The organism is Pseudovibrio axinellae, from assembly GCF_900110875.1.
GTDB lineage: Bacteria > Pseudomonadota > Alphaproteobacteria > Rhizobiales > Stappiaceae > Pseudovibrio > Pseudovibrio axinellae.
Window position 1 is genome coordinate 57788 of record NZ_FOFM01000013.1, and the last position, 12537, is coordinate 70324.

A 12537-nucleotide genomic window follows, 5' to 3' on the forward strand; every position below is an offset into this window, starting at 1 on the left:
ATGCAAGAACAAGCTTCTGGTAACTCTACCGGCCTGACTGCTGGACAAATTGAAATCTTCGACAAGGATAGCCCTGCGCTCCCGTCAGGATCCTATGTGTTGTCGGTTCAGCAAAGCGTTTCACACGATGGAACCTGCGCGATTTCACCATCAGATGGTGATCAATGTGCGCCCTATGAGACCTCCCTCGACTTCGCTGTTGAGGGCCCTAAATTATCGATGGGCACGGATCAGGTGATGGAGGTATTCCCGCCCTCGCGGTCTCCGGGCGCATGGCAAGAAACACTGCCATATATTAGTTTAGCTTCGCCCTCTATTCCCTGGGAAAGTACGATTGCAATCCCTCAAAGTAGCACGAACGGGGACACTGCGCCGTGGCTGGCGCTGGTCGTGCTGACGCAAGAAGAGCTTGGCAACCTTGCACAGCCAGTGCACACGATCACCGTTGGCGACCTCATTTCACCCAGTTCCCAAAACGTTCTGGCACCCGTTATATCGCCTTCGCCAACCACGCAGGAGCGCGCTGAGAAAATCAGCAGCCTGGATATTCCAGCAGCGGTGTTCACTGCAAATATGCCCTCTGCCGCAGACATGAAGCTTCTGGCCCATGTGCGCAGAACCAGTAAGGACGATGGCACACAAACGTCAGAGACTGGGACCGATACCTATTCAATTATCATGGCTAACCGCCTGCCTCAGCCAGCAAAGAACAACTTTGCTTTCTTGATCAGCCTTGAAGGGCTGGGAGACTACTTGCCCGGCGGCTCCAAGAGTATTCCTGAGGATAAGACGTCTGTTCGCGTCGCGGTTTTGTATTCATGGCAGCTTGGAACCGTGACAGAAGAGAGCGATTTCTGCTCTGACTTCCAAAGGCTTGCTGAAGGTGACAACACCAGTATGCTTAAACTGCCTCAAAAGATTGAGGGTCAGGTAGGCACTGTACTGGAGCTCGGCTATGTGCCGCTCACATGGCACATGCGCTCTGGGGAAACCATGACCGGTTGGTATCGCGGCCCGTTTACACCCGTTGCGACCAAAGAGGACCTTATTCAACCACCAAAAGACAGCGCTATTTTACCTGCCGTTTTACACAGTGACCAACTTCTGCGTTATGACCAGTCGACAGGGACATTCGATGTCTCTTATGCGGCAGCTTTTGAGGTCGGGCGGCTGCTTGCTTTATCAACGCCGTCCTATCTGACGCAGATTTCAGGGTGGCGCGCAGATGCCATTACCGAAGCTCTAAAATCCACTGGAAACCTCTATCATGATGCCCGCGCTTTATTGAGCGAAGGGCAGGCAGCGTCCTCTCAGGAGCCACCAGTGAGCATACAAAACTGGCTTGCAAGACAAGCACAGCTTACAGGGTTGCCATTTTCCTACCTTGTGCCCAGTGCTGATTTGCTCATGACTGAAAGCCTTCGGTTCTTCATCCTAGACCAAAACTGGATTTACTACTTCCTTATGGGCGCTCTCAGCGTTGGAATTTTGGAGGACAGCTCCCTTGCGCATCATCAGGGGAGCGCCCACTCAGCTGTTACAAAAGCTATGAAGAGTGCCAATAACGGCGAAGGCTGGGTTGAACCAATCACCGGTTATCTTCTGCGGTCCAGCCTTGTCACTGACTTTCCAAAGATGACTGTTTCAGCTAGGGCAGTTGATGGGAATGCGCTCGTATGTTTGCAAAAACAGAACCTTTCCAGCGCGGTCACATTTGGCCTCTTTTATGGCGTGCCGGAGACTGTCAGCTTCACTCAGCCAGAGCAACACCAGCAGTTTGGCGTTTATGTTCAAGGCAGTGGCTACGTGATCCCAGCCCGGTATATTTCAGGCGCAAAAACTGGATCAAAAATCCCCAGTGACGGTTCTGGGGACGCGAGCGTACAAGTTGCAATGCGTGCGCACAGTAACGGCGTTTTGGATGTCAGCGCGACAGCCCAAAGCCTTGCGGCAATCGTCTCCGCCAATGATGATTACCTTCAGGCTTCCGGGGCTTTGAGCTCAGGTCAGTTTGCCGTGCAAATGATCAAACCGGCTGGTCAGTTTTCCTTCAGCTGGTCCCCAACCTCACAAGACAACAACACTGGAGAAGCAGCATGACCTCCAAAGAAGCTACAGCTAAACCCACCGTGAGCGGACCACGCATGATTGTACCAATGCAGATGGACTGTTTGCTTGTTGGTACTCCCAACCAGAAAGTAAACTGGGCCAAGCTCGGCCTGAACTATGACCAGATGCTAAAAGGCGGGGATGCACTGACGTCGGAGGTGTCACCCAAATTTGCGCTCGAAACCGGAGCGCATTTGCACTTTACGGTGCCCAAAGCCTTGCGTCATGGCACGCAAAACGCAGACGGTCTTATGACCTACCCTGATCTGCCGAACCGTTGGCTCGTGACACGTATTTTATCGACAGCACCCGGTGCTAAACCTCAGCTTACCTCGTGGATCGTTGAGAGTGATTATCTGGAGAGTGTGCAGGAGAGCACGCAGGCACAATGGCTGCTCAACACTGCGGATAAACCAACGGATACACCACAGCTTGTTGCCAAAGGATTAGGCCGCTCGTTGCCCCTTGCCCAATGGGCAGGTGAACCACTCACCGACACGGCAGACATAACTGTGAGCGCGCCCGGTTCTATTCGATGGGCAGCCGCCTACAGCGGCACGCAAAACGTCTTATCCTTCCATGACCCGCTCAGTGATTATTCAAAGCCGGCAAATGGCAGTGTATCGGTCGGCTATATGGTGATCGGTTGGTATCAGCCTGTGACTGAAGACCCATTCAGCCAGGTGGCTCAAAGTTCTGACGCAGCCAATGCAAAAGCGTTATGGCAAGAAATCATGACTTCGTTTACCTGGGCTCTTTCGGTTAGCGAAACAGATGCGCAGCAAGACTGGGAAAAGTGGCTTGCAAAAGAGTATCCCTCCGGTTCCTCCACAGAGTGGACTTACCCCGCTCAAATGCTATGCAACAGCGTGTATCTGGATTTGAACTGGACTGGTTCCGATACCGATTACGCACCGGCCACAACAGACATAACGGACCTTGGCCTTGCTATTGGCCAAAACTCCAGTCAGGCCTTAGCCGCCTGGCTTGCTCCGCTGTCTGGTGCAAACAGCGAAACAACCTCGCCGCAGACTGGCACGCAGAAAAACAACCTCCTGATGTCCGTCTTTGGGAATTACCCAAGTGATACTTACGCGAACACGATCAATTTCAATGCAAAAGCACAAGCGAGCAAATTCTCACCGCAGGCGGGCGGGACGCAATGGGTCGTACGCCCTGCAAACCAGAGTAATGCATCAACTGGAGCACAGGCAGCCAGCAGCTCTGCTATCTCTGTCGATCTTTCCGCCGACGCCCTTGCATTGCTGATAGAGCTTAATCAGGCTCAAGCCACCTATGATCAGGTTCTCGATGATATCGCTGACCTGAACTGGCGGATCTTCGCTGTCGCTTATCTGAGAAAACAAGCAAGCGATAAAGATGCCAGTACATTTGATGCAACGCCTTATGACGCGGCTCTAACGAAATTCAAGGCAACTCTGACAACCCAGCAAACCAAACAGGCTCAAGCTGAAACATCCATAAAAGGGCTTACCAGCCAACTTGAAACAAGCGTCGGCTCAGAGTTTCAAGTCCTGCAAAGTCCGCTTTCGCAGTTTATGGCGCCCAACGACCCAACATTGATTGTATCTGGCAAGGGTGTCGCGGGCCAAAACTCTAAAGCAGGCAACTCGGCACAAAACCCTACTCTGGAGGTAAGGGTCACTGGAGAAACACTGACAGAGCTAACCTTCTCCTGGACGTCACAATACAGCGGGATCACAGTAAATGGCAGTGTAAACACCAGCACATTGATTTCAGATCTCAACATCGCCAGCTCAAGTGACCTTCCCGTCGAATATCAATGGCTGCTTTGCGAGGCGATCCTGCTTAATCCTGGAAATAGCCAGTATCTTGCAAACCTGATCGCCACAAACGCCGGTCAGAGTCTGTCAGATGCAGAACTAAAATCTTTTGGCGATGCAATCACCAGCGAATTGCACGCACTTTACCCAGAAGCTGATCGGGATGAAGACCACGATCCGGTTGCCGATGCATCAAAGTATTTCGAAGGGGTTGCCCCTTCACAAATCGGTGTACGCCTTGGTTATTTAGCTCCGTGGTCGCCATTGGTTCTGGATTGGAAACTCAATTGGTACCCCGATGCCTCACAAAACACCGAGGACACACCCTCCGGTCCATTTGAATTGACTGGACACACCATTTTGAATGCCAGCGCATTTGATGTATTTGCAGCGCGGTTGCAAAACTTCATCAGCACATCTCCAACATTCGAAGGACTGACATCACAACAAAAAGACTTCTTACGATCAGCTGAGACCCTCAGTGCTGGGCAGGATGTGCTCATTCAAACGATGGGTGGTTTTGAACAAGCGTTTCTGGGACGAAAACAGGAAATGTTCTCTCTCACCTCTGATGATCCGGTCATTCAGGAGGCCATCCTTTCCAGTGCTTCTGCTGTGCCAGGCAATATTGGCCTGTTCAACCCTCTGCGGCAGGGGTATTTTGAGTTTACCGGCGTATATGTCGCCGATGCTTTCGGTCAGGTCCTGAACATCATTGATTCAGGGCAATCCTCTGGCTTGAAACTGTCAATTCCCCCCGATCAGCATTCAGATGATGGCGATGATTTTGTGTCATTGAGCAAAGCACTTGCTCAACCTTCAAAACTGGACATCACGCTGATGAGCGCACAAGCCTTCCCTCGTCAAGATGGCTCAAATGCTTCGGTCCCGGTCAACTCCGCAAGCGCGTCCTCCCCCATCATCGGCTGGCTCCTGCCAAACCGGCTTGAGCAATCCCTGATGGTCTTTGAGGCTGACGGAACGCCTGCTGGTACGGTAAGATCCATTTATTCTCAGAATTCCGCAGGACTGCGCTGGGAAAGTGCACCTGGCCAACCGATCTCACTTGGAGCGCCTCCCAAGGTTGAAAATGCACTGTTTGCCGAGATGCTCACCGGGCTGTTAAAAACGCAGGTAACGCAAAGCGACGCTGCACTGGAAGGGTTATTGCAACTGGCCGCATTGAACAGTTGGGCCATGAGCGCAAAAGGCGGGCAGCCGCTGAATGGAAACCTGCAGGACATGTTAGGCACACCAATTGCTGTGGTCAGTGCAAGACTGGCGTTTACTCAAAAAGGGCCTCAACTTCTTGACCCGACAAAGTTAACTGTTTCGCCGTTGCCCGCCTCTCCCATCAAAGGTCTGACAGAAAATTGTAACATCGGCGACTTTGAACTGGCGGGCTCGGGTGTTCTGGGAAGCTACATCAATAATGATTTCAGCGAACTCATCACCGCAAAAAACTACCAGGAGACGCTACCAGAGGCAGCATCAGAAGCTGTTCATCACGCCTTAACCAGAGCCATTCCAGAGGTGAGCGGGACCTACATCAACACCCAAAGCGAGGTTGCATTCACTGTAAGCAGTACTCAGTCGCCAAGTTATATGGATCTGGTCATCCTGTTAGACCCTCGCGGCCAGATACCCGTTACATCCTCGATGATACCTGCAAGCCGGATTCAGTTGACACCGCAGGTGATTGCGCCCGCTTTGCAAACCATGTCTGCCAACTTCCGCATCGGCCCTGTTTTAACACCAGCTGACGGAGTTAGCTTACCGCTACCAGGTGGGACACAGGGAAAGTGGGAGTGGGTTGAAGTTCAGGGCACTGGATGGGACGTAACACCTAACTTGCTAAATGCGAGCGCTACCCCGCAGCTGGGAGCCGCGCCAGCCATTGTTCGCGACGGGTGGCTTTCTCTGCCTCCCCTTAAGGACTAAAAGCAAAGAGTGGGGCTGTGTGCCTCACTCTTTTTCTGCAAAGCCCAATTGCGATCGTTAAGCACGTGCAAACAGGCTAGTGAGGGCTTGGTGTTTGGGCTAAACGGGTTCGCTAAATTGTTCCCGCAGGAGGTTTTTTTGGACTTTGCCCATGGTGTTGCGCGGCAGTTCGTTGACTAAAATGAGTTTTTGAGGGTGTTTGAAGCGCGCAAGGCTGGCTTTAGCTGCGTTCAGGGTCGCTTCCAAGTCTAGCTCATGGCCCTTTTGCGGAACAACCAGGCCCAGAACAGCCTCACCAAAGTCCGCATGCGGTATGCCGATGACCGCTGTTTCCAAAACGCCGGGCTGCTCATCCAGCACAAGCTCAATCTCTTTTGGGTAGATGTTGTAGCCACCGGAGATGATGAGATCCTTGTTGCGCCCGACAATCTGGACGTAACCGTCCTCATCTATCTTGCCTAAATCCCCTGTTATGAAGAAGCCATCTTCACGTAACTCTGCCGCTGTTTTGTCAGGCATCTGCCAGTAGCCGATAAATACATTGGGGCCGCGCACTTCTATGATCCCGGTTTCACCCTGAGGCACGGCCTCCCCGGTTTCGGCATTTGTAATTTTGAGGTCCACGCCGGGAAGCGGAAAGCCAACAGTTCCTGCACGCCGTTCCCCATCATAAGGGTTGGAGGTGTTCATGTTGGTTTCGGTCATGCCATAACGTTCCAAAATCCGGTGTCCTGTCCGGTCCTCAAACTGGCGATGGGTTTCTGCAAGCAATGGCGCACTGCCGGAGATGAAAAGACGCATGTGCGCCGCGATGTTCTTCGTGAAGCGCTCATCACTCAGCAACCGGGTGTAGAAGGTAGGCACGCCCATCATAGAGGTTGCCTTAGGCAGGAACTTCAACACAGCATCCAGATCGAACTTGGGCAAAAAGATCATTGAGCCGCCCACAAGCAGCATGACGTTGGTTGCCACAAACAGGCCGTGAGTATGGAAAATTGGCAGGGCATGCAGCAAGACATCCTCGCGCTCAAACTGCCAATACTCAACCAGTGTTTCTGCATTTGAAAGCAGATTTCCCTGTGTCAGCATCGCCCCTTTTGACCGGCCAGTGGTTCCAGATGTGTAAAGAAAGGCCGCAAGGTCATTCAGGTCCCGCTCCACCGTCTCAAAACTGACAGGTTGTGTGGCGGCCAGTTCCATGAGTGAACCTGAGCCGTCTGCATTGAGTGTTTTGCACACCACGCCCAGTTGATTTGTGAGTTCGCTCAGCCCTTGCACTTTCGACGCATCGCAAACGATGTGAGAGGCACCACTGTTTTCCAGAAAGTAGGAAAGCTCGCTCACTGTATAGGCGATGTTGAGTGGCAGGAAAATCAGACCGGCCTGTGTGCAGGCGGCATAAAGTGCCAGAGCTTGCGGCGACTTTTCAACCTGCGCAGCGACGCGATCTCCCGGCTTTAAACCGCATTTGACCAGCGCATGCGCAAGCTGCGCCGTTTCTTCAAGAAACGTGGCATAAGAAACAGAGGTTCCATCTTGCAGAAGAAGGAAAGGTGCGGTTTTGGATGCATGCACCCCAAACAAACGATCATAAAGCGGGTTTGCCAAAATACATGCCTTTCACTGCTGCAAAGACCCGATCAACGGCTTGACCGGACTGGTCTTTAAACTGATTCATTGCAACCAGAGTAATGCGGTGTTTGCGCTTTGGATAGCAGCAGTCAGCAAACCTGCGTTGTAGGGGCTGGGCGGGCAGCGCTTCACGTTATGGCAGAAGCTGATGGCAGGCCGTTATTTCGCCTGCCATGAGGTCGGTGGCTGTTTCATCGCTCAATGCGTGCAAGTGCAAGGCCGATGCCGGAACCGATGAAGAGTGTTCCGGTGAGCTTGTTGCGCAAATGTCCAATGCTCTTAAAGAATGGCGTGGCGGACTTTGCCAAGGCTGCCCAGCACAAATCACCAGCCAAGATAACGAGCAGGTAGATCATTGCTGGTTCTGCAAGCGCATAACTTGAGCTTTGACTGCCCACGAACTGAGGCAGGAACGCAGCGCTAAAAATAAGCGTTTTGGGGTTGATCACCGCAAGCAGCAGACCTTGCCAAAACAGTTTGCCCAACGGCGCAGTGCTGGCTTGGGCGTTTTGCAGCATATCAGCACGCTCGCGCCACGACTTAATGCCAAGGTAGATAAGGTAGGCAGCACCAAGCCATTTGACCCACAAAAAGGCATCGGCAACAAATGTAAGAAGAGCGCTGAAACCAACGACAACGATCATAAGCTGAATAGCAACACCGAGTGTGGTGCCGAGCACAGTAACCGCACCGAAGCGGAACCCATGGCTAATGGTATTTGCTGCTATGAGTGCCACATTAGGACCCGGAATAGCCACGAGCGCTGCTGTTGCAAACACCAAAGCAAATATCATCTCAATAGACATGAATTCCTCCTTCAAAATAACTGAGCGAACATCTCGCCCAGATATCTTGGTAGTTTATGAGACAGAGCGCAAGGCTGACTTGTAGGCCTGCACTTTGCGCGCTTAACGCACCGCCGACAGTTTGTCTGGATTGCGCTGCGCATAAATGGCATTGATCTTCAACTCATCATTATAGCTGAAAGTGAAGATCGTCGTGATGCCGCTGCCATCCACTGTGATCAGTGACGGACAGGAGTTGAGCTCTTCAACCCAGGCCCGGCCGCTGCGTGTGGCAGGAGAGATAGCCTGATTGATAAAGCCAAGCACCTGATCCAGACCCAAGAGAGGTTGCGCAATAGCGTTGACCTTACCCCCGCCATCAGACAGGAGCGCAACATCTGCTGCCAAAAGCTGAGCCAGCGGCGCTGTTTCGCCTGTTTCCAGTGCAGTTTGAAAGGCATGAACCATTTCATTTTGCTGGACCGGAGGAGGTACAAAGTGATCGGACTTGTGTTTGATGTTTGTTTTGGCGCGCGAAACCAGCTTGCGGCAGCTCGCCGGGGTCACATCCAGTATCTGCGCGACTTCCTCATAGCTGGAGGAGAACACCTCGCGCAGCAAGAAGGCTGCCCGCTCTTTAGGTGCTAGGCGTTCCATAACCAACAAAAACGCCATGCTAAGGCTTTCTGAAAGCTCAACCCGGTCCTCCGGGGTTTCTTGTGTTGTGGTATGCAACGGTTCTGGCAGCCACATGCCCACGTAGTTTTCGCGTTTTTTGCGCGCAGATTTCAGTTGATCCAGCGCCTTGCGTGTACACACCGTGGTAAGCCACGCATCTGGATTGGTGATTTGGTCATGCTCGGCCGCAGACCAACTGATGTAGGTTTCCTGCACCACGTCTTCAGCTTCCGCCGCGCTGCCCAATAAACGATAAGCCAGCCCCATTAACATGGGTCTGGCCTGCTCAAATGCACAAAGTGATGTTTTTGATGTCATGATCAGTGGTTCGATATTGCGATTCTATTCCATAGATTAATCATGCCGACCATCGCTGTCATGGTAGAAATGTCCTGATCACTGTAATGGGTTTTAAGTTCTTGTCGAAGCCGGGATAACTCCTCTTCCCTATTCAATTCAGTCAGCGCTTCGGTCCACTCAAATGCCAGTTTTTCTTTTGGCGAAAAATCATCGCAGTGACGCCAGATAATAAGCTGATCGAGCCGCGTGTTGGTCTCTCCCGCCTTGCGGGCATCGCGGGTATGCATTTTTACGCAGAACCCGCAGCCGTTGATCTGGGAGGCACGTAACAAGATGAGGTGGTGCAGCTTTTCGTCAAAACCAGTGGCGCTGATGGTGGCTTCAACAGCTTGCAGCGCAGACATAATCTGTGCACCGCTCTCATAGTGATTGATGGTGGTGTGTGCGTTCATCGTCGTCTCCAGTGATGGTTTTGTTGTCTTCAATGGCTCGACGATGCAGCCCTCGTGAATGTGACGTGCCTACGTTGTTTTTCTAAAATTAATATTTGCGCAGGCCGGGTACGCTGCATTGCAAGAAGGGGCATCCCCTTAACCGCGCATGTTTTGGAGAAACATCGTGAGGTCACGATAATATGAGCGGCTTTGTTATGTAAAAATGGGACACTCCAAATCGCATCAAGGAAGAAATAATATTGCAACATCAGCTGTGCAAACAGCAATTTTTAATCCAGCGCATCGTGTAGTGTAAAAGCTGTTGCAACACACAGACATATATTGTGTCCCTGTTTTTGGTCGGAGCCTTGATTTGAGCAAAGTCTCCCCCCATCTGCTGAGATGAAATCAGGCAGAGTGTTTACTGCCAGTTCCCATTTCTATTTTCAAAATACGGAGCTCGAATTTTATGAGTGATAAGCAAGAGTACACCCCACCAAAAGTTTGGAAGTGGGAACAAGCGAGCGGTGGCCGGTTTGCAAACATCAACCGTCCAATCGCCGGGTCAACTCACGACAAGGACCTTCAGGTCGGCAAGCATCCGTTACAGCTTTACTCTCTGGCGACGCCAAACGGGGTTAAGGTTACAATCATGCTGGAAGAGCTGCTGGCCGCAGGCTTTAGCGGAGCAGAATATGATGCCTGGCTGATCAACATCGGTGAGGGTGATCAATTCTCTAGCGGTTTTGTAGCTGCCAACCCAAACTCCAAAATCCCTGCACTGGTCGACCACAGCACCCCGACACCAACACGCGTGTTTGAGTCTGGCTCGATCCTGTTATATCTCGCCGAAAAATTTGATGCATTCCTGCCCAAAGACCCGACAGCAAGAACTGAAGCCTTAAGCTGGCTGTTCTGGCAGATGGGCTCTGCGCCGTATCTGGGCGGTGGTTTTGGTCACTTCTACGCCTATGCACCGGAGAAGATGGAATACCCGATCAACCGTTTCGCCATGGAAGTGAAACGCCAGTTGGATGTGCTTGACCGTAACCTTGCCGAGCGCCGCTTTATGGCAGGCGATGAATACACTATTGCTGATATGGCAATTTTCCCTTGGTACGGTGGCTTGGTGCTTGGCGCAATTTACGGTGCTGGCGAGTTCTTGTCGGTTGATGAATACAAGAACGTCAAACGCTGGACAGACGAGATTGCAGAGCGTCCAGCCGTTAAGCGCGGTAAGCGGGTTAACCGCACGTGGGGCGAGGACGAAAAGCAAGTTGCGGAACGCCATGATGCAAGTGATCTGGATGTTACAGAAGCACCTGAAAGTGCCTGATAACCGCTCCCTATGATTAAAAAACACAAAGCCCGGTTGTTTAGCAACCGGGCTTTGTTCGTTCAAATGAGCACGCTTACTTGGGGTTGGCGGCTCATCGCACGTAACGTTTTGCAGTAAGGCCGTAGCCAGCGGTGTGTAGGTGTTAGCAGCACCGGTTTGCCCGCTGAGGGACTCACCTTTTGTTAAAGCCATCCTCTGGAACGGGTCACAATGCTCCAGTATTTTGCAGTAAAGAGACCAAAAGCCCCAACCCAGCACAGTGCGGACGTGCCAAGCACGATCTCATAGCCTTGCGGGTAAAGCAGCACGCCAAACACACGCACTGCCGCGCTCATGACAATGAGATAGAAGATCGCGATTTCCACCCAGCTTGGTGTCAGTGGCCTGCCAGAATGTCCCAGTGCGCTGCGGGTCATCATGGCCAGCATCATTCCTGCAATGGAGCCCACGGTGATTGCGTGGACGGCGAGCACCTGATCCCACGGTGCATCTAGCAAAGCCCCTGCCCGCAACAACAGTGCGATCGGCAACCAGGCGTAAGAGACTGGCAAGATCCACAGCATGGGTTTGCCCCATGTGATTTGCGGGCGCCACAGTCCAATTTTAACGATGTGCAATCCAGCAAGAACGAGAAGGCCGGCGGCTCGCAAGGTAGCAGCTTCATAACTCATGCCAAAATAGATATCGCTGAGGAGCAACACGACCATGCCTGCGCCCAGCACATCCTCAAGCCTTTGTTTGCGCTGCGCACGCTTCACGCCAAGGGCATTGTTGGTGAACAGCGGAATGATCCGGCCACCAATGATCGTTATAAAAATCGCAAAGACATCAACCGCCCAAAGGAAGATATCGGCTGGGTCCAGCGTGATAATATCAAGCGCAACGGCATGGAACAGCGCGTTCGCAAGGGCCAGCACCAGCAACAGGCCCACCGTAAAGTAGTTGCGGGTGTTGCGCGTTTTAAACAGCGGAATTGCAATCCCAAGTGCGGCAAGTGGTAAGAACAGCAGGTCAAGAATCTGCCCTAGGCCACCACCCCCGACAAACAAAAAGACGCGGGCAGACAACCAAAGCGCAAGCAGACCAACCAAGGCCGGTCCGGTTGGCGTTTTTTGCCCCGTCCAGTTTTGAACGGCGGTGTAGAGAAAACCAATGAGGATCGCCACGGCAAAGCCGAAGATCAACTCGTGCGAATGCCACAGGACGCCTTCCAAGGGTCCGTTGATCTCTATGAGGCCAACGACAGAAGCGACCCATAAAGGAACGCTGATGGCAGCATAAGCAGCGCCAGCAATGTAAAATGGGCGAAAGCCGAGCGAGAAAAATGCCTCCCATGAGAAGGAGGCGGCACTGGGGGGCTTCGACATAGTATGTGTTTGTTGCATTTAATCCGGCTCGTTCGGCGAAGGTCAGCCTCCGCTCCTTGCTTGAAGAATGTAAAAAACAGGCGTCCGACCAAAAGGAGTTGGGGCATGGCCGAACGAGATATTCATTAGGTTTATAAATATGAAACC

8 protein-coding genes are annotated in these 12537 nt (G+C 52.2%); 3 read left to right on the top strand and 5 right to left on the bottom strand.

What is annotated here, in order from left to right; all coding sequences use genetic code 11:
- The gene (locus BMZ51_RS19950) at positions 1-2100 is read left to right on the top strand and encodes a hypothetical protein (RefSeq protein WP_068005319.1); all 2100 of its coding nucleotides are present in this window, start codon (positions 1-3) and stop codon (positions 2098-2100) included.
- Positions 2097-5855, top strand: a complete 3759-nt coding sequence (locus BMZ51_RS19955; RefSeq protein ID WP_068005321.1) for a hypothetical protein — start codon at positions 2097-2099, stop codon at positions 5853-5855. The genes BMZ51_RS19950 and BMZ51_RS19955 overlap by 4 nt, the downstream gene beginning before the upstream one ends.
- 99 nt (positions 5856-5954) lie before the next feature.
- On the opposite strand, the gene BMZ51_RS19960 is transcribed toward BMZ51_RS19955, so the two are convergent.
- The 4 genes from BMZ51_RS19960 to BMZ51_RS19975 all read right to left on the bottom strand — a co-directional run bounded on the left by BMZ51_RS19960 (position 5955) and on the right by BMZ51_RS19975 (position 9702).
- On the bottom strand, positions 5955-7463 hold the full coding sequence (locus BMZ51_RS19960; RefSeq protein ID WP_068005323.1) for a malonate--CoA ligase: 1509 nt from the start codon (positions 7461-7463) through the stop codon (positions 5955-5957).
- A gap of 215 nt (positions 7464-7678) precedes the next feature.
- Complete coding sequence (locus BMZ51_RS19965) at positions 7679-8293, bottom strand: LysE family translocator (RefSeq protein WP_068005324.1); 615 nt, start codon at positions 8291-8293, stop codon at positions 7679-7681.
- Between the two features lie 102 nt (positions 8294-8395).
- Complete coding sequence (sigJ, locus tag BMZ51_RS19970; protein ID WP_068005326.1) at positions 8396-9268, bottom strand: RNA polymerase sigma factor SigJ; 873 nt, start codon at positions 9266-9268, stop codon at positions 8396-8398.
- 2 nt (positions 9269-9270) lie between these two features.
- Positions 9271-9702: a carboxymuconolactone decarboxylase family protein gene (locus BMZ51_RS19975; RefSeq protein ID WP_068005327.1), complete on the bottom strand. Its 432-nt coding sequence runs from the start codon at positions 9700-9702 to the stop codon at positions 9271-9273.
- A 451-nt stretch (positions 9703-10153) separates the two neighbouring features.
- Here BMZ51_RS19975 and yghU point away from each other — a divergent pair, with 451 nt between their 5' ends.
- Positions 10154-11020 (top strand): glutathione-dependent disulfide-bond oxidoreductase, encoded by an 867-nt coding sequence (gene yghU / locus BMZ51_RS19980; protein ID WP_068005329.1) that lies wholly within the window; start codon positions 10154-10156, stop codon positions 11018-11020.
- A gap of 185 nt (positions 11021-11205) precedes the next feature.
- Here yghU and BMZ51_RS19985 read toward each other — a convergent pair whose 3' ends face one another.
- Positions 11206-12390, bottom strand: a complete 1185-nt coding sequence (locus tag BMZ51_RS19985; RefSeq protein ID WP_208979593.1) for an NnrS family protein — start codon at positions 12388-12390, stop codon at positions 11206-11208.
- Between the last annotated feature and the right edge of the window lie 147 nt (positions 12391-12537).

Bases quoted from the DNA above. Each gene is read 5' to 3' on its own strand.
- BMZ51_RS19950 (WP_068005319.1), top strand. From the start codon at position 1: ATGCAAGAACAAGCTTCTGGTAACTCTACCGGCCTGACTGCTGGACAA.
- BMZ51_RS19955 (WP_068005321.1), top strand. From the start codon at position 2,097: ATGACCTCCAAAGAAGCTACAGCTAAACCCACCGTGAGCGGACCACGC.
- BMZ51_RS19965 (WP_068005324.1), bottom strand. From the start codon at position 8,293: ATGTCTATTGAGATGATATTTGCTTTGGTGTTTGCAACAGCAGCGCTC.
- sigJ (WP_068005326.1), bottom strand. From the start codon at position 9,268: ATGACATCAAAAACATCACTTTGTGCATTTGAGCAGGCCAGACCCATG.
- BMZ51_RS19975 (WP_068005327.1), bottom strand. From the start codon at position 9,702: ATGAACGCACACACCACCATCAATCACTATGAGAGCGGTGCACAGATT.
- yghU (WP_068005329.1), top strand. From the start codon at position 10,154: ATGAGTGATAAGCAAGAGTACACCCCACCAAAAGTTTGGAAGTGGGAA.
- BMZ51_RS19985 (WP_208979593.1), bottom strand. From the start codon at position 12,390: ATGTCGAAGCCCCCCAGTGCCGCCTCCTTCTCATGGGAGGCATTTTTC.